Here is a 26,236-nt window from a genome sequence, read left to right on the forward strand (position 1 = left end):
GTACCGGTGTTGAAATGTTCCGCAAACTGCTGGACCAGGGTCAGGCAGGCGAGAACTGTGGTGTTCTGCTGCGCGGTATCAAGCGTGAAGAGATCCAGCGTGGTCAGGTTCTGGCTAAGCCAGGCACTATCAAGCCACACACCCAGTTCGAGTCAGAAGTTTACGTTCTGTCTAAAGACGAAGGCGGCCGTCATACTCCGTTCTTCAAAGGCTACCGTCCACAGTTCTACTTCCGTACCACTGACGTAACCGGTTCAGTAGAGCTGCCAGAAGGCGTTGAGATGGTAATGCCAGGCGACAACATCAAAATGGTTGTTACCCTGATCCATCCAATCGCAATGGACGAAGGTCTGCGCTTCGCAATCCGCGAAGGCGGCCGTACCGTTGGCGCGGGCGTTGTTGCTAAAGTTATCGCGTAATAGCGATAATATTTGACGCAATGCACACGGAAAGGGCATCATTTGATGCCCTTTTTGTACGCTGTTAACCAGAACCTGGCTCATCAGTGATTTTCGATCATAATCATTGCTGAGACAGGCTCTGTATTACGGCGCTGGATACCGAGTTATGCCCAAAAGCGCATTCGGTTTGGATGCCTCGCTCTGCGGGGCAGAATAGTTTCTGAATTATTGTGGCAGGTTGGTTTATGAGTGCGAATACCGAAGCTCAAGGGAGCGGGCGCGGCCTGGAAGCGGTAAAGTGGGTAGTTGTGATCGCATTGCTGCTGGTAGCAATCGTCGGTAACTACCTGTATCGCGATGTGACACTGCCTTTACGCGCGCTGGCTGTCGTGGTGTTGATCGCTGCGGCGGGCGGCATTGCGTTGCTGACCACCAAAGGCAAAGCAACCGTGGCTTTTGCACGTGAAGCAAGAACCGAAATGCGTAAGGTCATCTGGCCAACTCGCCAGGAAACATTGCACACCACGTTAATCGTTGCCGCGGTCACTGCCGTGATGTCACTGATTTTGTGGGGGCTGGATGGTATTCTGGTCCGTCTGGTATCGTTTATCACTGGCCTGAGGTTCTGAGATGTCTGAAGCTCCAAAAAAACGCTGGTACGTCGTTCAGGCGTTTTCCGGTTTTGAAGCCCGCGTAGCCAAGTCGCTGCAAGAGCATATCAAACTGCACAACATGGAAGAACTGTTTGGCGAAGTCATGGTGCCGACTGAAGAAGTCGTGGAAATCCGTGGCGGCCAGCGTCGCAAAAGCGAACGCAAATTCTTCCCTGGTTACGTACTGGTCCAGATGGTGATGAATGACGCCAGCTGGCACTTAGTGCGCAGTGTACCGCGTGTAATGGGCTTCATTGGTGGTACCTCTGACCGTCCGGCACCGATCAGTGATAAAGAAGTGGATGCGATCATGAACCGCCTGCAGCAGGTGGGTGATAAGCCGCGTCCGAAAACGCTGTTCGAACCAGGCGAGATGGTGCGTGTCAACGACGGCCCGTTTGCCGACTTCAACGGTGTGGTCGAAGAAGTGGATTACGAGAAGAGCCGCCTGAAGGTTTCTGTTTCTATCTTCGGCCGTGCAACGCCGGTTGAACTCGACTTTGCTCAGGTGGAGAAAGGCTAAGCCTTTTGTTCACTTTTTAGCTCTTGCGGAAGGCGCGAAATTTACCTATAATTTCGCGCCTTTTGTTTTTATGCGCTGGCAATAGCGTATAAATGGTTATCACGGGGAGCCTGTTCGCCAGGCGCTATACCCAATAGAGGAAATATCATGGCCAAGAAAGTACAAGCCTACGTCAAGCTGCAGGTTGCAGCTGGTATGGCTAACCCGAGCCCACCAGTTGGTCCGGCTCTGGGTCAGCAGGGTGTTAACATCATGGAATTCTGTAAAGCGTTCAACGCCAAAACAGAATCACTGGAAAAGGGTCTGCCGACTCCAGTAGTTATCACCGTATACAGCGACCGTTCTTTCACCTTCGTTACCAAAACGCCTCCGGCTGCCGTTCTGCTGAAAAAAGCAGCAGGCATCAAGTCTGGTTCTGGTAAGCCGAACAAAGATAAAGTCGGTAAAGTAACTCGTGCTCAGGTACGTGAAATCGCAGAAACCAAAGCTGCGGACATGACTGGTGCTGACGTAGAAGCGATGACTCGCTCTATCGAAGGTACTGCTCGTTCCATGGGCCTGGTAGTGGAGGACTAAGAAATGGCTAAGCTGACCAAGCGCATGCGCGTGATCCGTGACAAAGTTGATGCGACTAAACAGTATGACATCAACGAAGCTGTTGCTCTGCTGAAAGAACTGGCTACCGCTAAATTCGTAGAGAGCGTGGACGTTGCTGTTAACCTCGGCATCGATGCACGTAAATCTGACCAGAACGTGCGCGGCGCGACCGTTCTGCCACACGGTACTGGTCGTTCAGTACGTGTTGCCGTCTTTACCCAGGGCGCAAACGCTGAAGCTGCTAAAGCAGCTGGCGCTGAGCTGGTAGGTATGGAAGACCTGGCTGATCAGATCAAGAAAGGCGAAATGAACTTTGACGTTGTTATTGCTTCTCCGGATGCAATGCGCGTTGTTGGCCAGCTGGGCCAGGTTCTGGGCCCACGTGGTCTGATGCCAAACCCGAAAGTTGGTACCGTAACTCCTAACGTTGCTGAAGCTGTGAAAAACGCTAAAGCGGGTCAGGTTCGTTACCGTAACGACAAAAACGGCATCATCCACACCACCATCGGTAAAGTGGACTTCGATGCTGACAAACTGAAAGAAAACCTGGAATCTCTGCTGGTTGCGCTGAAAAAAGCTAAACCTGCTCAGGCGAAAGGCGTGTACATCAAGAAAGTCAGCATCTCTACCACCATGGGCGCCGGCGTTGCCGTTGACCAGGCTGGTCTGAACGCAGCAGCAAACTAATTGCTGCTTGTAACGGGCGAAAAATTCATCTAGAATCTTACGCCCGTTGTTCTGGTTGATCCGTCAATTCAGAACCCAAATTCATAGTCGCGGAGTGCACAGGTCTAAACACCTTGTCATTCAGCGACTACGGTTGGAGCCAGGCCTGATCCTGGCCTCCGTCCAAGACCGCAGGAGCAGAACCTCTTTGGAAGTGATGCTTAATATCCTGCGTAGACGGTGACAGAACCAAAAAGAATTTTTTCTTCACTGGATTCTGCTCACCGTGTAACGCGCTTACGGCCTTCGGGTGTGTAAGTGAAGTGAGTTCCGGGAAATTTTCCCGGTCAAATCCAGGAGCAAAGCTAATGGCATTAAATCTTCAAGGCAAACAAGCAATTGTTGCTGAAGTTAGCGAAGTAGCCAAAGGCGCGCTTTCAGCGGTTGTTGCGGATTCCCGTGGCGTTACCGTTGATAAAATGACTGAACTGCGTAAAGCAGGTCGTGAAGCTGGCGTCTACATGCGTGTTGTTCGTAACACCCTGCTGCGCCGCGTCGTTGAAGGTACTCCATTCGAGTGCCTGAAAGACACGTTTGTTGGTCCGACCCTGATTGCATACTCTATGGAACACCCGGGCGCTGCTGCTCGTCTGTTCAAAGAGTTCGCGAAAGCGAATGCAAACTTTGAGGTCAAAGCTGCAGCCTTTGAAGGTGAGCTGATCCCGGCGGCACAAATTGACCGTCTGGCAACGCTGCCGACTTACGAAGAAGCACTGGCACGTCTGATGTCGACCATGAAAGAAGCTGCTGCTGGCAAGCTGGTCCGCACTCTGGCTGCTGTTCGCGACGCGAAAGAAGCGGCTTAAGGCCAGATTCTTTTTCTTCGTACTTGCTAACGTATAAACTTTTACTGATTCTTAGGAACAATTGTCATGTCTATCACTAAAGATCAAATCCTGGAAGCCGTTGCAGCTATGTCCGTAATGGAAGTAGTTGAGCTGGTTTCTGCTATGGAAGAAAAATTCGGCGTTTCTGCTGCTGCTGCTGTAGCTGTTGCTGCTGGCCCGGCTGAAGCTGTTGAAGAGAAAACTGAATTCGACGTTATCCTGAAAGCTGCTGGCGCGAACAAAGTTGCTGTAATCAAAGCCGTTCGTGGCGCAACTGGTCTGGGCCTGAAAGAAGCTAAAGACCTGGTTGAAGCTGCTCCAGCTGCAATCAAAGAAGGCATCAGCAAAGACGACGCAGCTGCACTTGAAGCTGCTCTGAAAGAAGCTGGCGCTGAAGTTGAAGTTAAGTAAGACAACCCTCGGGTTGCAGTCTGCGTAAACAGACTGATGGCTGGTGACTTTTTGGTCACCAGCCTTTTTGCGCTACAGGGGAATGATGGCGTTTCGCACTGTTTGTCCATTGTTCCTCTTCAATATCTTTTTCTATCGACGACTTAATATACCGCTTTCCTGTGAAGGTTCCCTGCCTGCGCAACGGCGATGAAATGATTTAAGAGTGATAGAAAGATGTATTGCATGGGGTGCCGCGCATCGCATGAAAAACAAAATAGTGTTGCATGAACTGTCCCTTCAGGACGGACAGCGTGGGTCGACTTGTCAGCTAGCTGAGGAACCCTATGGTTTACTCCTATACCGAGAAAAAACGTATTCGTAAGGATTTTGGTAAACGTCCACAAGTACTGGATGTGCCTTATCTCCTTTCTATCCAGCTTGACTCGTTCCAGAAGTTTATCGAGCAAGATCCAGAAGGCCAGTACGGTCTGGAAGCAGCCTTCCGTTCCGTGTTCCCAATCGCGAGCTACAGCGGCAACTCTGAGTTGCAGTATGTCAGCTACCGTCTGGGTGAGCCGGTGTTTGACGTGACAGAATGTCAGATCCGTGGCGTGACGTATTCCGCACCGCTGCGCGTTAAACTGCGTCTGGTGATCTACGAGCGCGAAGCGCCGGAAGGCACCGTCAAAGACATCAAAGAACAAGAAGTGTACATGGGCGAAATTCCGCTCATGACCGACAACGGTACCTTTGTCATCAACGGTACTGAGCGTGTTATCGTTTCTCAGCTGCATCGTAGTCCTGGCGTATTCTTTGACAGCGATAAGGGTAAAACGCACTCTTCCGGTAAAGTGCTGTATAACGCACGTATTATCCCTTACCGCGGTTCATGGCTCGACTTTGAGTTTGACCCGAAAGACAACCTGTTCGTCCGTATTGACCGTCGTCGTAAGCTGCCGGCCAGTATCATCCTGCGCGCGCTGGATTACACCACTGAGCAGATTCTTGATCTGTTCTTCGAAAAAGTGGTGTTTGAAATCCGCGACAACAAGCTGCAGATGGAACTGGTGCCTGAGCGCCTGCGTGGTGAAACCGCCTCCTTCGATATCGAAGCCAACGGCACGGTCTACGTTGAGAAAGGTCGTCGCATCACTGCGCGCCACATCCGTCAGCTGGAAAAAGACAACATTCAGCACATCGAAGTGCCGGTCGAGTACATCGCGGGCAAAGTGGTCGCGAAAGATTACATCGATCTGAACACCGGTGAGCTGATCGTGCCGGCGAACATGGAGCTGTCACTGGATCTGCTGGCGAAACTGAGCCAGTCCGGTCACAAGCGCATCGAAACCCTGTTCACCAACGACCTGGATCACGGCCCGTACATTTCTGAGACGCTGCGCGTTGACCCAACCAACGACCGCCTGAGCGCGCTGGTTGAGATTTACCGCATGATGCGTCCTGGCGAGCCGCCAACGCGTGAAGCCGCAGAAAACCTGTTCGAGAACCTGTTCTTCTCTGAAGATCGTTACGATCTGTCGGCCGTTGGCCGCATGAAGTTCAACCGTTCTCTGCTGCGTGACGAGATCGAAGGTTCCGGTATCCTGAGCAAAGACGACATCATCGAAGTGATGAAGAAGCTCATCGGTATCCGTAACGGTATTGGCGAAGTGGATGATATCGACCACCTCGGCAACCGTCGTATCCGTTCGGTCGGCGAAATGGCGGAAAACCAGTTCCGCGTTGGCCTGGTGCGTGTAGAGCGCGCTGTGAAAGAGCGTCTGTCTCTGGGCGACCTCGACACGCTGATGCCACAGGACATGATCAACGCCAAGCCAATTTCGGCCGCGGTGAAAGAGTTCTTTGGTTCCAGCCAGCTGTCCCAGTTTATGGACCAGAACAACCCGCTGTCTGAGATTACGCACAAACGTCGTATCTCTGCTCTGGGCCCAGGCGGTCTGACCCGTGAACGCGCCGGCTTCGAAGTGCGTGACGTACACCCGACTCACTACGGTCGCGTATGTCCAATCGAAACCCCGGAAGGTCCGAACATCGGTCTGATCAACTCACTCTCTGTTTACGCGCAGACTAACGAATACGGCTTCCTCGAAACGCCGTACCGCCGCGTGGTTGACGGTAAAGTGAGTGATGAAATTCATTACCTCTCTGCTATCGAAGAGGGTAACTACGTTATCGCTCAGGCGAACACCAACCTCGCCGATGACGGCAGCTTTGTTGACGATCTCGTCACCTGCCGTAGCAAAGGTGAATCGAGCCTGTTCAGCCGCGATCAGGTTGACTACATGGACGTTTCCACCCAGCAGGTGGTTTCTGTCGGTGCGTCACTGATCCCGTTCCTGGAGCACGATGATGCTAACCGCGCCCTGATGGGTGCGAACATGCAACGTCAGGCTGTACCTACCCTGCGTGCTGACAAGCCGCTGGTTGGTACCGGTATGGAACGTGCTGTTGCGGTCGACTCCGGTGTAACTGCTGTCGCGAAACGTGGTGGTACCGTGCAGTACGTCGATGCGTCACGTATCGTTATCAAAGTTAACGAAGACGAGATGTATCCGGGCGAAGCAGGTATCGACATCTACAACCTGACCAAGTACACCCGTTCTAACCAGAACACCTGCATCAACCAGATGCCGTGTGTTTCTCTGGGTGAACCTATCGAGCGTGGCGACGTGCTGGCTGACGGCCCGTCTACCGACCTCGGTGAGCTGGCGCTGGGTCAGAACATGCGCGTGGCGTTCATGCCATGGAACGGTTACAACTTCGAAGACTCCATCCTCGTTTCTGAGCGTGTAGTACAGGAAGACCGTTTCACCACCATCCACATTCAGGAACTGGCTTGCGTGTCGCGTGACACCAAACTGGGGCCGGAAGAGATCACCGCTGACATCCCGAACGTGGGTGAAGCTGCGCTCTCCAAACTGGATGAATCCGGCATCGTGTATATCGGTGCGGAAGTGACCGGTGGCGACATTCTGGTAGGCAAGGTGACGCCGAAAGGTGAAACCCAGCTGACGCCAGAAGAGAAACTGCTGCGTGCGATCTTCGGTGAAAAAGCCTCTGACGTGAAAGACTCGTCACTGCGCGTGCCAAACGGCGTTTCCGGTACGGTTATCGACGTACAGGTCTTCACCCGCGATGGCGTAGAAAAAGACAAGCGCGCGCTGGAAATCGAAGAGATGCAGCTGAAGCAGGCGAAAAAAGACCTGTCTGAAGAACTGCAGATCCTCGAAGCGGGCCTGTTCAGCCGTATCCAGGCCGTCCTGATTTCAGGTGGCGTGGAAGCGGAGAAACTGGACAAGCTGCCACGTGAGCGCTGGCTGGAACTCGGTCTGACCGACGAAGAGAAGCAGAACGCGCTGGAGCAGCTGGCTGAGCAGTATGACGAGCTGAAGCACGAGTTTGAGAAGAAACTCGAAGCGAAGCGTCGCAAGATCACCCAGGGCGACGATCTGGCACCGGGCGTGCTGAAAATCGTCAAGGTGTATCTGGCCGTTAAGCGTCAGATTCAGCCTGGTGACAAAATGGCGGGTCGTCACGGTAACAAAGGTGTTATCTCGAAGATCAACCCAATCGAAGACATGCCATACGATGAGAACGGTACGCCGGTCGACATCGTACTGAACCCGCTGGGCGTACCATCGCGTATGAACATCGGTCAGATTCTGGAAACCCACCTGGGTATGGCGGCGAAAGGCATTGGTGAGAAGATCAATGCGATGCTGAAGAAGCAGGAAGAAGTCGCCAAACTGCGTGAGTTTATCCAGCGTGCTTACGATCTGGGCACCGATGTGCGTCAGAAAGTTGACCTGAACACCTTCTCGGACGACGAAGTGCTGCGTCTGGCAGAGAACCTGAAAAAAGGTATGCCAATCGCGACGCCAGTGTTCGACGGTGCGAAAGAGAGCGAAATCAAAGAGCTGCTGCAGCTCGGCGGTCTGCCTTCTTCCGGTCAGATCACCCTGTTCGACGGCCGTACCGGTGAGCAGTTTGAGCGTCAGGTAACCGTAGGTTACATGTACATGCTGAAACTGAACCACCTGGTCGACGACAAGATGCACGCCCGTTCTACCGGCTCTTACAGCCTGGTTACGCAGCAGCCGCTGGGTGGTAAGGCGCAGTTCGGTGGTCAGCGCTTCGGTGAGATGGAAGTGTGGGCACTGGAAGCATACGGTGCCGCGTATACCCTGCAGGAAATGCTTACCGTTAAGTCTGATGACGTCAACGGTCGTACCAAGATGTATAAAAACATCGTTGACGGCAACCATCAGATGGAACCGGGCATGCCGGAATCCTTCAACGTACTGTTGAAAGAGATTCGCTCGCTGGGTATCAACATCGAGCTGGAAGACGAGTAAGCACTCGCAAGTACTGGTTATGGGACGCGCCTGGCGCGTCCCTGAGAGTTCCACTCCGACGGGAGCTAATCCGTGAAAGACTTACTTAAGTTTCTGAAAGCGCAAACTAAAACCGAAGAGTTTGATGCGATCAAAATTGCGCTGGCCTCGCCAGACATGATCCGTTCCTGGTCTTTCGGTGAAGTTAAAAAGCCGGAAACCATTAACTACCGTACCTTCAAGCCGGAGCGTGACGGTCTTTTCTGTGCCCGTATTTTCGGACCGGTAAAAGATTACGAATGCCTGTGCGGTAAGTACAAGCGTCTGAAACACCGTGGCGTGATCTGTGAGAAGTGTGGCGTTGAAGTCACGCAGACCAAAGTGCGTCGTGAGCGTATGGGCCACATCGAGCTGGCTTCGCCGACCGCGCACATCTGGTTCCTGAAATCACTGCCGTCCCGCATCGGTTTGCTGCTGGATATGCCGCTGCGTGACATCGAGCGCGTGCTGTACTTCGAATCTTATGTTGTGGTCGAAGGCGGCATGACCAACCTGGAAAAACGTCAGATTCTGACCGAAGAGCAGTACCTTGACGCGCTGGAAGAGTTCGGTGACGAATTCGACGCGAAGATGGGTGCGGAAGCTATCCAGGCGCTGCTGAAAAATATGGATCTGGAGCAGGAGTGCGAGCAGCTGCGTGAAGAGCTGAACGAAACCAACTCTGAGACCAAACGTAAAAAGCTGACCAAGCGTATTAAGCTGCTGGAAGCGTTCGTGCAGTCTGGCAACAAGCCAGAGTGGATGATCCTGACCGTTCTGCCGGTGCTGCCGCCAGATCTGCGTCCGCTGGTACCGCTGGACGGCGGTCGTTTCGCTACGTCGGATCTGAACGATCTGTATCGTCGCGTGATCAACCGTAACAACCGTCTGAAGCGTCTGCTGGATCTGGCTGCGCCAGATATCATCGTACGTAACGAAAAACGTATGCTGCAGGAAGCGGTAGATGCCCTGCTGGATAACGGCCGTCGCGGTCGTGCCATCACCGGCTCTAACAAACGTCCTCTGAAATCTTTGGCCGACATGATCAAAGGTAAGCAGGGTCGTTTCCGTCAGAACCTGCTGGGTAAACGTGTTGACTACTCCGGTCGTTCGGTTATCACCGTCGGTCCATACCTGCGTCTGCATCAGTGCGGTCTGCCGAAGAAAATGGCACTGGAACTGTTCAAACCGTTCATCTACGGCAAGCTGGAACTGCGTGGCCTCGCGACCACCATTAAAGCGGCCAAGAAAATGGTTGAGCGCGAAGAAGCGGTGGTCTGGGATATCCTAGATGAAGTGATTCGCGAACACCCGGTACTGCTGAACCGTGCACCAACCCTGCACCGTCTGGGTATCCAGGCGTTTGAACCGGTTCTGATCGAAGGTAAAGCGATCCAGCTGCACCCGCTGGTGTGTGCGGCGTATAACGCCGACTTCGATGGTGACCAGATGGCTGTTCACGTACCGCTGACGCTGGAAGCCCAGCTGGAAGCGCGTGCGCTGATGATGTCTACCAACAACATTCTGTCTCCAGCGAACGGCGAGCCAATCATCGTTCCTTCACAGGACGTTGTTCTGGGTCTGTACTACATGACCCGTGACAAAGTGAACGCCAAAGGCGAAGGCATGGTACTGACCGGCCCGAAAGAAGCTGAGCGTGTTTACCGCGCTGGCCAGGCCGAGCTGCATGCACGCGTTAAAGTGCGTATCACTGAATACAGCAAAAATGAGCAGGAAGAGCTCGTTGCGAAAACCAGCCTGATCGACACCACCATTGGTCGTGCGATCCTGTGGATGATCGTACCGAAAGGTTTGCCTTACTCCATCGTCAACCAGGCGCTGGGTAAGAAAGCGATCTCTAAGATGCTGAACACCTGTTACCGCATCCTGGGCCTGAAGCCGACCGTTATCTTTGCTGACCAGACCATGTACACCGGCTTTGCCTATGCAGCCCGTTCAGGTGCCTCAGTCGGTATCGACGACATGGTGATTCCTGCCAAGAAAGCAGAAATCATTGCAGAAGCCGAAGCGGAAGTGGCCGAGATCCAGGAGCAGTTCCAGTCTGGTCTGGTTACCGCGGGCGAACGTTATAACAAAGTCATCGATATCTGGGCTGCGGCTAACGAACGCGTATCCAAAGCGATGATGGATAACCTGCAGACCGAAACCGTGATCAACCGTCACGGCGAAGAAGAGCAGCAGGTTTCGTTCAACAGCATCTACATGATGGCCGACTCCGGTGCGCGTGGTTCTGCGGCACAGATTCGTCAGCTGGCAGGTATGCGTGGTCTGATGGCGAAGCCAGATGGCTCCATCATCGAGACGCCGATCACCGCGAACTTCCGTGAAGGTCTGAACGTACTCCAGTACTTCATCTCGACCCACGGTGCGCGTAAAGGTCTGGCCGATACCGCACTGAAAACGGCGAACTCCGGTTACCTGACCCGTCGTCTGGTTGACGTGGCGCAGGACCTGGTAGTCACCGAAGACGACTGTGGCACATTCGAAGGCATCATGATGACTCCGGTCATCGAAGGTGGCGACGTTAAAGAGCCGCTGCGTGAGCGTGTACTGGGTCGTGTGACGGCAGAAGACGTGCTGAAGCCGGGCACTGCGGACATCCTGATCCCGCGTAACACCCTGATCGATGAGCACTGGTGTGACGTGGTTGAACTGAACTCCGTGGACGCAATTAAAGTGCGTTCCGTGGTGAGCTGTGAAACCGACTTCGGTGTGTGTGCACACTGCTACGGTCGCGATCTGGCACGTGGTCACATCATCAACAAAGGTGAGGCCATCGGCGTTATCGCAGCACAGTCCATCGGTGAGCCGGGTACCCAGCTGACCATGCGTACCTTCCACATCGGTGGTGCGGCATCGCGTGCGGCAGCTGAATCCAGCATTCAGGTGAAGAACAAAGGTACTATCAAGCTGACCAACGCCAAGTCAGTAACCAACTCCTCCGGGAAACTGGTTATCGTCTCGCGTAACGTTGAGCTGAAGATGATCGACGAGTTCGGTCGTACCAAAGAGAGCTATAAAGTGCCTTACGGTGCGGTCATGGCGAAAGGTGATGGCGAGCAGGTTGCCGCGGGCGAAACCGTTGCAAACTGGGATCCACACACCATGCCGGTTATCACCGAAGTGGGCGGTTTCATCCGCTTCACCGACATGATCGACGGTCAGACCATTACCCGTCAGACTGACGACCTCACTGGTCTGTCATCGCTGGTGGTACTGGATTCTGCAGAGCGTACTGCGGGCGGTAAAGACCTGCGTCCGGCACTGAAAATCGTTGATGCCAACGGCAACGACGTATTGATCCCGGGCACCGACATGCCGGCACAGTACTTCCTGCCAGGTAAAGCGATTGTGCAGCTGGAAGATGGCGTGAAGATCAGCTCGGGTGATACCCTGGCGCGTGTTCCGCAGGAATCTGGCGGTACCAAGGACATCACCGGTGGTCTGCCACGCGTTGCCGACCTGTTCGAAGCGCGTCGTCCGAAAGAGCCAGCTATCCTGGCGGAGATCAGCGGTATCATCTCCTTCGGTAAAGAGACCAAAGGCAAGCGTCGTCTGGTGATCACCCCGGTTGACGGTAGCGATCCGTATGAAGAGATGATTCCGAAATGGCGTCAGCTCAACGTATTCGAAGGTGAACGTGTAGAACGTGGTGACGTCGTATCCGACGGCCCAGAGTCTCCGCACGACATCCTGCGTCTGCGTGGCGTCCATGCTGTGACCCGTTACATCACTAACGAAGTGCAGGAAGTTTACCGCCTGCAGGGCGTTAAGATTAACGATAAGCACATCGAAGTCATCGTGCGTCAGATGCTGCGTAAAGCAACCATCATGAACGCGGGTAGCTCGGAGTTCCTGGAAGGCGAGCAGGCGGAAGTCTCTCGTATCAAGATCTCCAACCGCGATCTGGAAGCGAACGGCAAAATCGGCGCGACGTACATGCGTGACCTGCTGGGTATCACCAAAGCCTCGCTGGCAACCGAATCGTTCATCTCTGCGGCATCGTTCCAGGAGACCACCCGTGTCCTGACCGAAGCAGCAGTAGCAGGCAAGCGCGACGAACTGCGCGGCCTGAAAGAGAACGTTATCGTGGGTCGTCTGATCCCGGCCGGTACCGGTTATGCTTACCACCAGGATCGTATGCGTCGCCGTCAGGCGGGTGAAGCACCGGTTGCACCGCAGGTAACTGCGGATGAAGCCTCTGCCAGCCTCGCTGAGCTGCTGAACGCCGGTCTGGGCGGTAGCGACGACGAATAATCGTCTGCTCTGCTGACCATGAAAAAACCCTGCCTCGGCAGGGTTTTTTTTCGTCTGAAATCCGCGTTATTTCTGATTGATATCCTGACGCGTCAGCCCGATGTCACGCAGCTGCGCATCACTCAGGTGCGAAAGAATCTCCCGCGTTTCCCGTCTGGCATGCCAGCGTTTTATCGCGCGCACGCCGCCACGGAAGATATCGAGTAAGGTCACGCTGAACGGTTTTGCCGCCCGGTTCTGATCGAATTCCATTATCCCAGCCCTCAGTATGATGTCTGAACAACATTTTCCCTCTGATGGCGAATTCAATACAGATTCAAAAATCACTTATCTTTAACATACAGATTGCGCCCGTACCGATCTGAATGGTAGAAATAGGCGTCATCTGTACTGATTTTTGATCACCGTTAACGCAGCGAGGCACACAATGACGCGCTATCAACATCTGGCCTGTCTGCTTTCAGACCGTATTGAGCAGGGGCTGTATCGCAGCGGCGAACGCTTGCCCTCGGTGCGTACGCTCAGCATTGAGCACGGCGTCAGCATCAGTACCGTGCAGCAGGCTTATCATCTGCTGGAAGAGAAGCAGCTTATCGTGCCGCAGCCGCGTTCCGGCTATTTTGTCGCTACCCGTAAAGCCACGCCGCCGGTTCCCGCAATGACCCGACCCGTACAGCGTCCGGTTGAGATCACCCAGTGGGAATCGGTGCTGGAGCTGCTGAGCAGCCGCATTAATGGCGACGTGCTGCAGCTGGGCAGCGGCATGCCGGACCTGACCCAGCCGACGCTCAAGCCGCTGTGGAAAATCATGGGCCGCATGGCGCAGAAGCAGGATATTGATCAGCTCAACTATGACAGCCTGCTCGGCGTGGCAGCGCTGCGCGAGCAGATTGCGCGGCTGACAATTGACAGCGGCTGTCAGCTGACGGCGGAAGATATTGTCATCACTACCGGTTGCCATGAAGCGCTGTCGGTGTCGATTCGCGCCGTGTGCGAGCCAGGCGATATCATTGCCGTCGAGTCGCCAGCGTTTCACGGCACCATGCAGACACTGCGCGGTCTGGGCATTCGCGCCATTGAAATCCCTACCGATGCGGTCAGCGGGATCAGCCTTGAGGCGCTGGAGCTGGCGTTTGAGCAGTGGCCAATCAAAGCGGTGGTGGTGGTACCCAACTGCAATAATCCGCTCGGATTTATCATGCCGGAAACGCGTAAGCGCGCGCTGCTGACGCTGGCGCAGCGCTTTGACGCGGCAATCATTGAGGATGATGTCTATGGCGAGCTGGCGTGGGAGTATCCGCGTCCGATCACCATCAAATCGCTGGATATGGATGGCCGCGTGCTGCTGTGCAGCTCGTTTTCCAAAACCCTGGCGCCCGGCTTGCGCGTGGGCTGGGTCGCGCCGGGACGCTATCGCGATCGCGTACTGCACATGAAATATATTGGCACCGGTTCGACGGCAACGCAGCCGCAGTATGCGGTCGCAGAGTTTATTCGTCAGGGCCATTACCTGCCGCATTTGCGCCGCATGCGTCAGGTGTATCAGCGTAACTATGAGACGTTTAGTTGCTGGGTGCGCCACTATTTTCCCTGCGGCATTTGCGTCTCGCGGCCGCAGGGCAGTTTCCTGATGTGGATTGAGCTGCCGGAAGCCTTCGATGCGGTGCGGCTGAATGCGGAGCTGCGGGAGCTGAAAATCCAGGTGGCGGTCGGTTCGCTGTTTTCGGCGGCGGGTAAATATCGCAACTGTCTGCGCCTCAATTATGGTCTGCCAATGAATGAGCAAACCGAGCAGGCGATTGCCAGCCTCGGCGCAGCCGTGGAGCGTGCCATGCAGGCCTGCAGTGCGGAAACGCGCCATATCACCTCCCTGACAGAATAACGGTGGAAAGGCAGGGCCGGACAGAGAGTCGGGGAAGCCAGCCCTGGCCCGCTGCAAGCGACAGCGGGCAGGCTCACTTTAGCGCTTGTCCCCGGTCGCGCCAGCCCTGACTGCTGCCGTTTGCGCGCCGTATTCGCGGATTTTTAGCGCCGTTGCAGTCAGTTACAACGCTTATGCGACATGCTCTGGGGATTCTACCAGCGCCAGCAGCTGGCGGGTGGCCGCCTGCCAGTCTTCCGCCTGGGTAATCGCGCTGACCACGGCAATGCTGCCGACGCCAGTCGCCAGCACCTCCGGCACGCGTGCCAGCGAAATGCCGCCAATCGCCACGGTGGGAATATGCTGTAGCCGCGCCAGATGGCGCTTCAGCTCGGCAATGCCCTGCGGCGCAGAGGGCATCTCTTTGGTTTGTGTCGGAAAGATGTGGCCGAGCGCAATATAGGACGGACGCAGCGCCAGTGCGCGATCCAGCTCGGCGTCATCGTGTGTCGACAGACCCAGGCGTAAGCCGGCGTGGCGGATAGCGTTCAGGTCGGCCACATCCAGATCTTCCTGACCAAGATGCACACCATAGGCGTTGTACTTAATCGCTAAACGCCAGTAATCGTTGATAAACAGCCGCGCGCCGTACTGTTTGCCCAGGGCGATGGCATCGCGTACCGCGGCTTCAATCTGGCGATCATCGCCATCTTTGATGCGCAGCTGGAGGGTGCGCACGCCGGCTGCCAGCAGGCGTTCAATCCACAACACGCTGTCGACAACCGGATAGAGCCCCAGTTTTGGCGCGGTGGCAGGGAAGGCTTCAGTCATCATTTTTCCTCTTTAAGGGCATCGGCGGCGTGATACAGCTCGCCGCCACGGCTACGGAAGGCATCGGACATTTGCGCCATCCCCAGCGCTATCGGCTGGGCTTCCGCCTGCTGGCGGGCGGCAAATTCGCGCACTTCCTGGGTGATTTTCATTGAACAGAATTTGGGGCCGCACATGGAACAGAAGTGGGCCACTTTGCCGGATTCCTGCGGCAGGGTTTCGTCGTGATAGGCCCGCGCGGTATGCGGATCGAGCGCCAGATTAAACTGATCTTCCCAGCGGAACTCGAAGCGAGCTTTCGACATGGCGTTGTCGCGGATCTGTGCGCCGGGATGGCCTTTAGCCAGATCGGCAGCGTGCGCGGCGATCTTGTAGGTAATCAGCCCCTGCTTAACATCCTCTTTATTCGGCAGGCCAAGGTGCTCTTTCGGCGTGACGTAGCACAGCATCGCGCAGCCAAACCAGCCGATCATGGCGGCGCCAATCCCGGAGGTGAAATGATCGTAGCCCGGCGCGATATCGGTCGTCAGCGGGCCCAGCGTATAAAACGGCGCTTCATGGCAGTGTTCCAGCTGCTCGGTCATATTGCGGCGGATCATCTGCATCGGCACGTGACCGGGGCCTTCAATCATGACCTGCACATCATATTGCCAGGCGATTTGCGTCAGCTCGCCTAAGGTACGCAGTTCGGCAAACTGGGCTTCGTCGTTGGCGTCCTGAATCGAGCCGGGGCGTAAACCATCACCGAGAGACAGCGCCACATCATAGGCGGCGCAGATTTCACAGATTTCGCGGAAATGCTGGTAGAGGAAGTTTTCCTGATGATGTGACAGACACCACTTCGCCATGATTGAGCCGCCGCGCGACACGATGCCGGTCAGCCGTTGTGCAGTCATCGGCACATAGCGCAGCAGCACGCCCGCGTGAATGGTGAAGTAATCAACACCCTGCTCAGCCTGTTCCAGCAGGGTATCGCGGAAAATGTCCCAGTTAAGATCTTCTGCGATGCCGTTGACCTTTTCCAGCGCCTGATAGATTGGCACCGTGCCGATCGGCACCGGACTGTTGCGCAAAATCCACTCGCGCGTTTCATGGATATAGCGGCCGGTCGACAGATCCATCACGGTATCTGCCCCCCAGCGCGTGGCCCACACCAGTTTTTCCACTTCCTCTTCAATCGACGAACTTACCGCCGAGTTGCCGATGTTGGCGTTGACCTTCACCAGAAAATTGCGGCCGATAATCATCGGCTCCGATTCCGGATGATTGATGTTGGCAGGAATGATGGCGCGGCCGCTGGCCACTTCAGCGCGCACAAATTCGGCGCTGATATTCTCCGGCAGCTGCGCGCCAAAGCCGTGGCCGGCGTGCTGCTGCAACAGCGTTGCACTGCGGATACGCTCACGTCCCATGTTTTCGCGCAGCGCGATGAACTCCATCTCCGGCGTGATAATGCCCTGACGCGCATAGTGCAGCTGCGTGACGCGGCGACCCGCTTTGGCCCGGCGCGGCTGCGGCAGGTGTTCAAAACGCAGATGATCCAGCCCGTCATCTGCCAGCCGCTGCTGACTGTAGCTTGAGCTGAGTGCGCTGATGGTTTCGCTGTCGTTGCGTTCGGCGATCCAGCCGGCGCGCAATTTTGCCAGACCCTGATGCACGTTGATGGTCGCGTGGGGATCGCCATAGGCACCGGCGGTGTCATACACCGGCACCGGTTCATTTTCTGCGTATTGCGGATGATCTTTGCTGCCGCCGGTGTGCGTCGGGCTGAGCTGAATTTCGCGCATCGGGACGCGGATATCCGCGCGGCTGCCGCTGATCCAGATACGTTTTGAGTTAGGGAAGGCGGTTCCCTGGAGCGAATCGATAAATTTTTGCGCCTGCGCGCGTTGTTCACGACGTGAGGTTTTAGCATCAGACATAGCAAGTTTCCTGAAAACAAGGGGAAGCTGCTTGTCCGGAGTCCGGAAGGAGTAACAGAAACGGTGCGGGCGCCTGACTGCACCGTGCTGATCACATCTACTCTTGTTCCCTTCGCAGGTACTAACCTGATCAGGTTCCGCGGATCCCGAATTAACGGTCTCAGCCCCTAAGGGCACTCCGACAAGTTTACGTTTTACGCGATAAGCGACTTTACTGACTGCTGCACGCTGCGCTTATATCGCAAAGTTTGATTGTGGATTGTCGTTAAAAAGACAATAAAAAAGCCCATTCAGCATAAAAGGGCTTTTCCTGAATAACAAGTCTTTTACAACTGCAGCGGTTCAGGCCGGACGAGCAATGGTGCTGTCATTGGCCACCGGCGGGCGCGCCAGCTGGTTATCCCAGGCGAGCTGAATCAGTTTGTCTTCCAGCGTAAAGCGTGACTCCAGCGCTTCGCCCACTTCTGACAGCGCCTGCTGGAAATCCACGCAGTTGTCGTCATTAATGGCCTGCTGCAGATGGCTGTCATACAGTTGCATCAGCCGTTCAGTATTGCCTTCCAGCGCCGGATAGATCTGCGCTGCCGCAATCATCGGGCTGTCGCCGGACATCTCGCTGATGATGCGCTCGTAAACGCTGAAGTGGCCGGTAGAGAGATAGTCCACCAGACGATGGCAAAACGCATCCAGCGCCTGTTCATCCAGCGCGGTCAGCGCTTCTTTGTTCGGCTTCATGCCAATTAACTCGTAATAGGTGACGAGCAGCTGTCGACGGGCGCGCAACCATGAGTCGACTAATTCATTACCGCCACCTACACGCTCGGTCAGGTTATCTAACTGGGTAAGCATACGGGGCTCCAGGTGAGTTATAGTTGTTTATTACACACTTAACATCAGGATTTCAGCGTGCCATTTGACGCTAAGGACAACGATTAAGATGCAACGTGAGATCTCAAGCGTAGACGCTGGCTGGTGGATTGTCAGCTCTGCGCAGAAACTTTGGTTGCCGCAAGGCGAGTTGCCGCATGGCTTATCCGGCGAGTTTGGCCTGACCGGCAGCAGCGGCAGAGTGATTGGCGAGTGGCAGGGCGAAAACGTCTGGCTGGTATGCGAAGCGCGTCCGGACAATATGGCCTCGGTGCGCCAGCTGATTGACGAAGATGTCGGTCTGTTTCAGCTCGCCGGGCGCGGCGTGCAGCTGGCAGAGTTCTACCGTTCGCATCGCTGGTGCGGCTATTGCGGCCATGAAATGCAGCACAGCAAGCGCGAATTTGCCTGCCTGTGCAGCCACTGCCGGGAGCGCTACTATCCGCAAATCGCCCCCTGCATCATTGTGGCGATTCGTCGCGGTGAGGAGATCCTGCTGGCAAACCATGCGCGCCATCGCAACAGCATCTACACCGTGCTGGCCGGTTTTGTCGAAGTCGGCGAAACGCTGGAGCAGGCGGTGGCCCGCGAGGTGATGGAAGAGAGTAACGTGCGGGTAAAAAATGTGCGTTACGTGACCTCGCAGCCGTGGCCGTTCCCGCACTCGCTGATGATGGCGTTCATGGCGGAGTACGATGGCGGCGAGCTGCAGCACGATGGTAAAGAGCTGCTGGATGCTGGCTGGTATCGCTACGACGATCTGCCCCTGTTGCCGCCGCCGGGCACCGTGGCGCGCCGGCTGATTGAAGATACGGTTGCGCTGTGTCGCGCCAGCGCGGCGTGAAAATGCTACACTGCCGGCCTTAGCATGAGAGAGCCCATTATGAGTGAACTGAAGAACGATCGTTATCTGCGCGCCCTGTTACGCCAGCCGGTGGATATCACCCCGGTATGGATGATGCGACAAGCCGGGCGTTACCTGCCGGAATACAAAGCCACGCGCGCTGAGGCCGGTGATTTTATGTCGCTGTGTAAGAACGCGGAGCTGGCATGCGAAGTCACCCTGCAGCCGCTGCGCCGCTATGCGCTGGATGCCGCGATCCTCTTCAGCGATATCCTCACCATTCCGGATGCGATGGGCCTGGGGCTCTACTTTGAGACCGGCGAAGGCCCGCGTTTCTCCCATCCAATCACCTGTCGTGCCGATGTGGATAAACTGCCGGTGCCGGATCCGGAGCAGGAGCTGGGTTACGTGATGAATGCGGTGCGCACCATCCGTCACAACCTCAAAGGCGAAGTGCCGCTGATCGGTTTCTCCGGCAGCCCATGGACGCTGGCAACCTACATGGTAGAAGGCGGCAGCAGCAAGGCTTTCACCAAAATCAAGAAGATGATGTACGCCGAGCCGCAGACGCTGCACGCGCTGCTGGATAAGCTGGCAGAGAGCGTGATCCTTTACCTCAACGCGCAGATTAAAGCGGGTGCGCAGTCGGTGATGGTGTTTGATACCTGGGGCGGCGTGCTGACCGGGCGCGACTATCGCGAGTTCTCGCTCTATTACATGCACAAAATCGTCGACAGCGTACTGCATGAGAACGAAGGAAGACGCGTGCCCATCACCCTGTTTACCAAGGGCGGCGGCCAGTGGCTGGAAGAGATGGCCGCCACCGGCTGTGATGCGCTGGGCCTTGACTGGACCACCGATATTGGCGAAGCGCGGCGCCGCGTGGGCGATAAGGTCGCGCTGCAGGGCAACATGGATCCGTCTATGCTGTATGCACCCCCTGCACGAATTGAGCAGGAAGTGGCGGGGATTCTGGAAGGCTTTGGCGCAGGCGAAGGTCACGTCTTCAACCTCGGTCACGGGATTCATCAGGATGTTCCGCCAGAGCACGCTGGCGCGTTTGTGGAGGCGGTGCATCGGCTATCACGACCATATCATCAGGGATAAGCATGGATTTAGCCGCACTACGACAGCAACAGGTACAGCTCGCCGCCAGCGTGGTGCGGCAGGATGATTTTGACGTACTGCCGCCGCGCTTCATTGGCGGCGCCGATGTTGGTTTTGAACAGGGCGGCGAGGTAACGCGCGCCGCCCTGGTGATCCTCGAATACCCTTCATTAACGCTGGTGGAGCATCGCATCGCGCGTGTCGCGACCACCATGCCTTATATCCCCGGTTTTCTCTCGTTTCGCGAAATTCCAGCCCTGCAGGCGGCGTGGCAGCAATTGTCGCAGCGGCCCGACCTGCTGTTCGTCGACGGCCATGGCATCTCTCATCCGCGCCGGCTGGGCGTTGCCGCGCATTTCGGCTCGCTGCTGGATGTGCCGACCATCGGCGTAGCGAAAAAGCGCCTGTGCGGCCGTTTCGCTGAGCTGGATACGGCACCGGGCAGTCGTCAGCCGCTGATGGATAAAGGCGAGCAGATTGCCTGGGTGTGGCGCAGCAAGACGCGCTGCAACCCGCTGTTTGTCTCAACCGGCCACCGCGTCAGCCTCGACAGCGCACTGCACTGGGTTGAGGCCTGCATGGCCGGCTACCGCTTGCCGGAGCCAACGCGCTGGGCTGATGCCGTAGCGTCTGGCCGTCCCGCTTTTGTGAAGTGGCAAAATGCGCGCTAACGCTGTTTGTGTGCGGCTTTTGCGGTACACTGCCGCCAGCTAATCTACCGAGAGTAAGTTTGATGTTACAGAACCCCGTCCATTTGCGTCTGGCGAAGCTGGAAAGCTGGCAGCACATGACCTTTATGGCCTGTCTGTGCGAGCGGATGTTCCCCAATTACTGGGCCTTCTGTCAGCAGACCGAGTTTGCCGATCCGCAGCTCTATCGCCGCATTCTCGACCTGGTGTGGGAAAGCCTGACGGTGAAGGATGCCAAAATCAATTTCGACAGCCAGCTGGAGAAACTGGAAGCGGCGATCCCAAACGGTGACGACTTTGACGTTTATGGCGTGCACCCGGCGATTGACGCCTGCGTGGCGCTGAGTGAACTCCTGCACGCGCAGCTGAGCGGTGAAACGCTGGAGCACGCCATCGAAGTCAGCCGCACGTCGATCACCACCGTGGCCATCCTTGAAATGACCCAGGCCGGTCGCGAAATGAGCGACGAAGAGCTGCGTGACAACCAGGCGGTAATTGACGAATGGGACCTGCAGTGGGAGATTTTTCGCCTGCTGGCAGAGTGCGAAGAACGGGACCTGGAGCTAATCAAAGGACTACGTGCAGACCTGCGTGAAGCCGGAATCAGTAACATCGGTATAAATTTTCAGCAATAAGGCGAGAAAACGTGACTTCAGGCCCGAATTACCGCGCCTGGAGGCTTCACATCAGCCCCCTGTCTGGTCTACATTTGGGGGGCTGAAAATTGTGGCTATCGGTGCGTGCAGGCTGAAGAGTGCCAGAATATGGCTTTTCCCTCGCACTCGTTGCTTAGCAAGCGATAAATACACTTTAAGGATAACTTATGAACAAGACTCAACTGATTGATGTGATCGCAGAGAAAGCGGACCTGTCTAAAACCCAGGCTAAAGCTGCGCTGGAATCTACCCTGGCTGCGATCACTGAGTCTCTGAAAGAAGGTGATGCTGTACAACTGGTTGGTTTTGGTACTTTTAAAGTGAACCACCGCGCTGAGCGTACCGGTCGCAACCCGCAGACTGGCAAAGAGATCAAAATCGCTGCAGCTAACGTGCCAGCGTTCGTCTCTGGTAAAGCACTGAAAGACGCTGTTAAGTAAGTTTTCCGCATCGCGGTTTAGCTTTAAAAGAGGGGCGATTTCGCCCCTTTTTGTTACCGGGGCCTGCTATGCTGAACATCTCTTCTCAGCGCCTCTGCGCCATCCTCCTCGGGGTATTACTCACCGGCTGCAGTGCCACTCCCGATCTTCCGGCTTTCACCGCCAGCGGCTATCTGTCTGACCGTGGCACGGTGCGAATCTGGCGTAAAAACGGCGACCACGAAGCCGTCCATCTGCGTACTGTCTACACCCCTTTCAATGGCGATAGCCGGGAAACTACCGACTATATCTGGCAGGCGGATAAACTGCTGAGCGTGGAACGGCACGTCACTGGCCAGCAGCCGGACGACGTAACCCTGCGTTTCGACCATCAGGGCAACCTCAATTTTATGCAGCGACAGCTGGCTGGCCGGCGTGAAGCCGTCAGCGCCGACAGCGTCGAGCTGTACCGGTTTGACGCGCAGCGCATGCTGGCGCAGAGCAATGCACTGCTGAGTGGTCGGGTACTGTTGCGGCAGGGGCACTGGCAGGGCGGTACGCAGGTCCGTGACTGTGAGGGGCAGCAGGTGAATGTGGCGTTCGATCGCGACACGCTGGCGACGCTGTATCGACAACAGCAGGGGCAGCAACAGCCGATTACCCTGTCGTGGCTGGAAGCGCCAGAGGGGATTCAACTGCTGCGTGCCACGCCGGAAGATGAGTGCCGCTGGCAGCCGAAAGAGGCTGATTTTTAGCGGCGACCAGCTGGCCGCCGCCGGGGGCTTACTTGCGGTTAATCGCGCGGTAACCGATATCATTACGGCAGAAGCTGCCGTTCCATGAGATGTGCTGTGCCAGCGCGTAGGCATTCTTCTGCGCTGCCGCCACATCTTCACCCAGCGCAGTCACGCACAGTACGCGACCGCCGCTGGTCACCACCAGGTCATCTTTCAGGGTGGTGCCGGCATGGAATACCTTCCCGTCCGGTACGTCTTCCAGCGGCAGACCGTGGATCTGATCGCCCGTGTTGTAGTCGCCCGGATAACCGCCTGCGGCCAGCACCACGCCGAGCGACGGGCGCGGATCCCACTGTGACTGCTGCTCATTGAGCTTGCCGTCGACGGCGGCGAGGCACAGCGCGACCAGATCCGACTGCAGGCGCAGCATGATCGGCTGCGTTTCCGGATCGCCGAAGCGGCAGTTGAATTCGATCACCTTCGGCTGACCGGCTTTGTCGATCATCAGACCGGCATACAGGAAACCGGTGTAGGTGTTACCTTCCGCTTTCATGCCGTTGACGGTTGGCCAGATGATCTGATCCATCACGCGCTGGTGGATCTCATCGGTCACTACCGGTGCCGGTGAGTAAGCGCCCATGCCACCGGTGTTCGGGCCGGTGTCGCCGTCGCCAACACGTTTGTGATCCTGGCTGGTGGCCATCGGCAGGACGTTATCGCCGTCCACCATCACGATGAAGCTGGCTTCTTCACCATCAAGAAACTCTTCGATGACGATGCGGTGACCTGCGTCGCCAAATGCATTGCCGGCCAGCATGTCCTGTACTGCCGCTTCGGCTTCGGCCAGCGTCATGGCGACGATGACGCCTTTACCCGCGGCCAGACCGTCCGCTTTGATGACGATCGGCGCGCCTTTCTCACGCAGGTAAGCCAGCGCGGGTTCCACCTCGGTGAAGTTCTGGTATTCCGCCGTCGGGATCTGCTGGCGGGCAAGGAAATCTTTGGTGAAGGCTTTTGAGCCCTCCAGCTGCGCGGCCGCCTGCGTCGGGCCAAAGATTTTCAGGCCGGCAGCGCGAAACGCATCGACTACGCCAATCACCAGCGGCGCTTCCGGTCCGACGATGGTCAGGTCGATGTTTTCCTGCTGCGCAAACGCCAGCAGTGCCGGAATATCGGTGGCGCTGATGGCCACGTTCTGCAGGGCCGGCTCCAGCGCGGTACCGGCGTTGCCTGGCGCAACAAATACGGTTTCTGCCAGCGGCGACTGTGCTGCTTTCCACGCCAGCGCGTGTTCACGTCCACCATTACCAATCACTAAAATTTTCATCGTTACGGCTCCAGGCTATTAATGGCGGAAATGACGCATGTCAGTGAAGATCATTGCGATGCCGTGCTCGTCGGCGGCAGCAATCACTTCATCATCGCGGATGGAACCGCCCGGCTGGATCACACAGGTGATGCCCACTGCCGCCGCAGCATCAATGCCATCGCGGAACGGGAAGAAGGCGTCGGAAGCCATGGCGGAACCCTTCACCTCCAGTCCTTCGTCAGCGGCTTTGATGCCGGCAATTTTGGCAGAGTAAACGCGGCTCATCTGGCCCGCGCCAATACCGATCGTCATGTTGTCGCGTGCATACACAATGGCGTTGGATTTAACGAACTTCGCCACTTTCCAGCAGAACAGCGCGTCACGCAGTTCCTGTTCGGTCGGCTGACGTTGGCTGACAACGCGCAGCTGGCTGGCATCGACCATACCGAGATCGCGATCCTGAACCAGCAGGCCACCGTTGACGCGTTTGAAGTCGAGACCGGCCACACGGCTCTGCCACTGACCGCACACCAGAACGCGGACGTTCTGTTTGGCTGCGGTCACGCGCAGTGCCGCTTCACTGGCCGATGGCGCAATAATGACTTCCACGAACTGACGGCTGATGATCGCCTGCGCGGTCGCTTCATCCAGCTCGCGATTAAAGGCGATGATGCCGCCGAACGCCGAGGTCGGATCGGTTTTGTAAGCGCGCTCGTAGGCGGCAAGAATTGAATCGCCTGCGGCGACGCCGCATGGGTTAGCGTGCTTGACGATAACACAGGCTGGCTCGCTGAACTCCTTGACGCACTCCAGTGCCGCATCGGTATCGGCAATATTGTTGTAGGACAGCGCCTTGCCCTGCAGCTGCTGTGCGGTGGCGACCGACGCTTCGCTGACTTGCTCTTCAATATAGAAAGCAGCGTCCTGATGGCTGTTCTCGCCGTAACGCATATCCTGCTTTTTAATAAAGTTGAGGTTCAGGGTGCGCGGGAAGCGGCCGGCCGGCGCGGTGCTTTCGCCGTGATAGGCCGGTACCAGGCTGCCAAAGTAGTTGGCAATCATGCTGTCGTAAGCGGCGGTGTGTTCAAAGGCTTTGATGGCCAGATCGAAACGGGTTTCCAGCGTCAGGGAGTTTTCGTTGGCATCGAGCTCCGCGATGATCGCGTCGTAGTCACTGCTCTTCACCACGATTGCCACGTCTTTGTGGTTCTTGGCTGCCGAGCGCACCATGGTGGGGCCGCCGATATCAATGTTCTCAACGGCATCTTCCAGGCTGCAGTCGGCTTTCGCCACGGTCTGGGCAAAGGGATAGAGGTTCACCACCACCATGTCGATAGGATTGATGGCGTGCTCGGCCATGATGACATCATCGGTACCGCGACGGCCCAGAATGCCACCGTGCACTTTGGGGTGCAGCGTTTTGACGCGTCCATCCATCATTTCCGGGAAACCGGTGTAGTCAGAAACTTCCGTGACGGGCAGGCCGGCATCTGCCAGCAGGCGCGCAGTGCCACCTGTGGAGAGCAGCTCAACACCACGATGGGAGAGGGCCTGAGCAAATTCGAGGATACCGGCTTTGTCAGAGACACTGAGCAGAGCGCGGCGTACAGGACGACGTTGTTGCATGGTGGTTTTATCCCTTGGCTTTGTTTCGCGTAAATAAGAGCGTTACATCAGGCTTAACTTTCTCTTTCTATATATAGAAGAGAACATTTACCTCAGGTAACGCCCCAAAAGGGGCATCCTTGACGTCGCGGGGCATTGTAGCGAAAACGTTTGCGCGATGCTCGCCTAAATTTATTACCGGCTGCAGATGTGGATAACTTTGTGTGTAACCGGGTATAAGGCGGGGTTTTGCTGTGGAATGCAGCGAACGATTGTTTTTATTGAATTTAGCGGTTGCGCGTGCCGAACAACTCCCTATAATGCGCCTCCATCGACACGGCACAACGACTTACGGAATGCGGTGTAGAGAGGAAGCTTCGTTAAGAACTTCCGCCGGAGAAAAACGCTGAAAAAAGTGTTTGACTCTGAAGGAGGAAAGCGTAATATACGCCACCTCGCGACAGCAGGCTGAACGCCGCGTCGCACCGCTCTTTAACAATTTATCAGACAATCTGTGTGGGCACTCGCAGGATTGATATCAGCGTCTCCGGACGTAAAAAATATCAAGTCTTTGCTGAGTGAACACGTAATTCATTACGA

General features: G+C 56.1%; 22 protein-coding genes and 1 riboswitch. Of the genes, 16 read left to right on the forward strand and 6 right to left on the reverse strand.

The window, feature by feature from the left end:
- The 9 genes from QZ766_RS16435 to rpoC form a co-directional block, all read left to right on the forward strand.
- Window positions 1-419, forward strand: a 419-nt coding sequence (locus QZ766_RS16435; RefSeq protein WP_346303604.1) for an EF-Tu/IF-2/RF-3 family GTPase, incomplete at its 5' end; no start/stop codon positions are given.
- Window positions 420-646: 227 nt separating this feature from the next.
- The gene (gene secE, locus QZ766_RS16440; protein WP_021508209.1) at window positions 647-1,030 is read left to right on the forward strand and encodes a preprotein translocase subunit SecE; all 384 of its coding nucleotides are present in this window, start codon (window positions 647-649) and stop codon (window positions 1,028-1,030) included.
- 1 nt (window position 1,031) lies between these two features.
- Window positions 1,032-1,577, forward strand: coding sequence for a transcription termination/antitermination protein NusG (gene nusG / locus QZ766_RS16445; RefSeq protein WP_010616908.1), 546 nt, complete (start codon window positions 1,032-1,034; stop codon window positions 1,575-1,577).
- A 147-nt stretch (window positions 1,578-1,724) separates the two neighbouring features.
- Window positions 1,725-2,153 (forward strand): 50S ribosomal protein L11, encoded by a 429-nt coding sequence (rplK, locus tag QZ766_RS16450; protein WP_013507401.1) that lies wholly within the window; start codon window positions 1,725-1,727, stop codon window positions 2,151-2,153.
- A 3-nt stretch (window positions 2,154-2,156) separates the two neighbouring features.
- On the forward strand, window positions 2,157-2,861 hold the full coding sequence (rplA, locus tag QZ766_RS16455) for a 50S ribosomal protein L1 (RefSeq protein WP_021508208.1): 705 nt from the start codon (window positions 2,157-2,159) through the stop codon (window positions 2,859-2,861).
- A 347-nt stretch (window positions 2,862-3,208) separates the two neighbouring features.
- A complete protein-coding gene (rplJ, locus tag QZ766_RS16460; protein WP_021508207.1) occupies window positions 3,209-3,706 on the forward strand; it encodes a 50S ribosomal protein L10 in 498 nt (165 codons plus the stop codon).
- A gap of 66 nt (window positions 3,707-3,772) precedes the next feature.
- Window positions 3,773-4,138 (forward strand): 50S ribosomal protein L7/L12, encoded by a 366-nt coding sequence (gene rplL / locus QZ766_RS16465; RefSeq protein WP_021508206.1) that lies wholly within the window; start codon window positions 3,773-3,775, stop codon window positions 4,136-4,138.
- 326 nt (window positions 4,139-4,464) lie between these two features.
- Window positions 4,465-8,493, forward strand: a complete 4,029-nt coding sequence (gene rpoB, locus QZ766_RS16470) for a DNA-directed RNA polymerase subunit beta (RefSeq protein WP_021508205.1) — start codon at window positions 4,465-4,467, stop codon at window positions 8,491-8,493.
- A 72-nt stretch (window positions 8,494-8,565) separates the two neighbouring features.
- A complete protein-coding gene (gene rpoC / locus QZ766_RS16475; protein WP_021508204.1) occupies window positions 8,566-12,789 on the forward strand; it encodes a DNA-directed RNA polymerase subunit beta' in 4,224 nt (1,407 codons plus the stop codon).
- 66 nt (window positions 12,790-12,855) lie between these two features.
- On the opposite strand, the gene QZ766_RS16480 is transcribed toward rpoC, so the two are convergent.
- Window positions 12,856-13,041 (reverse strand): DUF1127 domain-containing protein, encoded by a 186-nt coding sequence (locus QZ766_RS16480; protein ID WP_021508203.1) that lies wholly within the window; start codon window positions 13,039-13,041, stop codon window positions 12,856-12,858.
- A 175-nt stretch (window positions 13,042-13,216) separates the two neighbouring features.
- Between QZ766_RS16480 and QZ766_RS16485 the strand changes: the two genes are divergently transcribed.
- Complete coding sequence (locus tag QZ766_RS16485) at window positions 13,217-14,671, forward strand: PLP-dependent aminotransferase family protein (protein ID WP_211725630.1); 1,455 nt, start codon at window positions 13,217-13,219, stop codon at window positions 14,669-14,671.
- A 171-nt stretch (window positions 14,672-14,842) separates the two neighbouring features.
- Here QZ766_RS16485 and thiE read toward each other — a convergent pair whose 3' ends face one another.
- From thiE to QZ766_RS16500, 3 genes are all read right to left on the reverse strand, one after another.
- The gene (thiE, locus tag QZ766_RS16490) at window positions 14,843-15,481 is read right to left on the reverse strand and encodes a thiamine phosphate synthase (protein WP_297203853.1); all 639 of its coding nucleotides are present in this window, start codon (window positions 15,479-15,481) and stop codon (window positions 14,843-14,845) included.
- A complete protein-coding gene (gene thiC, locus QZ766_RS16495; RefSeq protein ID WP_088517690.1) occupies window positions 15,481-17,403 on the reverse strand; it encodes a phosphomethylpyrimidine synthase ThiC in 1,923 nt (640 codons plus the stop codon). Before thiC ends, thiE begins: the two co-directional genes overlap by 1 nt.
- Before the next feature lie 90 nt (window positions 17,404-17,493).
- Window positions 17,494-17,594, reverse strand: a riboswitch (TPP riboswitch).
- A gap of 151 nt (window positions 17,595-17,745) precedes the next feature.
- Window positions 17,746-18,252, reverse strand: coding sequence for an Rsd/AlgQ family anti-sigma factor (locus QZ766_RS16500; RefSeq protein WP_021508199.1), 507 nt, complete (start codon window positions 18,250-18,252; stop codon window positions 17,746-17,748).
- Between the two features lie 88 nt (window positions 18,253-18,340).
- Between QZ766_RS16500 and nudC the strand changes: the two genes are divergently transcribed.
- The 6 genes from nudC to QZ766_RS16530 all read left to right on the forward strand — a co-directional run bounded on the left by nudC (window position 18,341) and on the right by QZ766_RS16530 (window position 22,740).
- A complete protein-coding gene (gene nudC, locus QZ766_RS16505; protein ID WP_021508198.1) occupies window positions 18,341-19,114 on the forward strand; it encodes an NAD(+) diphosphatase in 774 nt (257 codons plus the stop codon).
- Window positions 19,115-19,153: 39 nt separating this feature from the next.
- Window positions 19,154-20,221: a uroporphyrinogen decarboxylase gene (gene hemE / locus QZ766_RS16510; RefSeq protein WP_132467026.1), complete on the forward strand. Its 1,068-nt coding sequence runs from the start codon at window positions 19,154-19,156 to the stop codon at window positions 20,219-20,221.
- Between the two features lie 2 nt (window positions 20,222-20,223).
- On the forward strand, window positions 20,224-20,892 hold the full coding sequence (gene nfi, locus QZ766_RS16515; RefSeq protein ID WP_058758905.1) for a deoxyribonuclease V: 669 nt from the start codon (window positions 20,224-20,226) through the stop codon (window positions 20,890-20,892).
- A 62-nt stretch (window positions 20,893-20,954) separates the two neighbouring features.
- Window positions 20,955-21,545, forward strand: coding sequence for a YjaG family protein (locus QZ766_RS16520; RefSeq protein WP_058758906.1), 591 nt, complete (start codon window positions 20,955-20,957; stop codon window positions 21,543-21,545).
- A gap of 188 nt (window positions 21,546-21,733) precedes the next feature.
- Window positions 21,734-22,006: a nucleoid-associated protein HU-alpha gene (gene hupA, locus QZ766_RS16525; RefSeq protein WP_006121511.1), complete on the forward strand. Its 273-nt coding sequence runs from the start codon at window positions 21,734-21,736 to the stop codon at window positions 22,004-22,006.
- 68 nt (window positions 22,007-22,074) lie between these two features.
- Window positions 22,075-22,740: a DUF1481 domain-containing protein gene (locus tag QZ766_RS16530; RefSeq protein WP_150059787.1), complete on the forward strand. Its 666-nt coding sequence runs from the start codon at window positions 22,075-22,077 to the stop codon at window positions 22,738-22,740.
- A 28-nt stretch (window positions 22,741-22,768) separates the two neighbouring features.
- On the opposite strand, the gene purD is transcribed toward QZ766_RS16530, so the two are convergent.
- Together purD and purH are read right to left on the reverse strand one after the other, a co-directional pair.
- On the reverse strand, window positions 22,769-24,049 hold the full coding sequence (purD, locus tag QZ766_RS16535; RefSeq protein ID WP_159377819.1) for a phosphoribosylamine--glycine ligase: 1,281 nt from the start codon (window positions 24,047-24,049) through the stop codon (window positions 22,769-22,771).
- Window positions 24,050-24,067: 18 nt separating this feature from the next.
- On the reverse strand, window positions 24,068-25,657 hold the full coding sequence (gene purH / locus QZ766_RS16540) for a bifunctional phosphoribosylaminoimidazolecarboxamide formyltransferase/IMP cyclohydrolase (RefSeq protein WP_297203851.1): 1,590 nt from the start codon (window positions 25,655-25,657) through the stop codon (window positions 24,068-24,070).
- Between the last annotated feature and the right edge of the window lie 579 nt (window positions 25,658-26,236).

This window comes from uncultured Pluralibacter sp. (genome assembly GCF_913775985.1).
Taxonomy (GTDB): Bacteria; Pseudomonadota; Gammaproteobacteria; order Enterobacterales; family Enterobacteriaceae; genus Pluralibacter.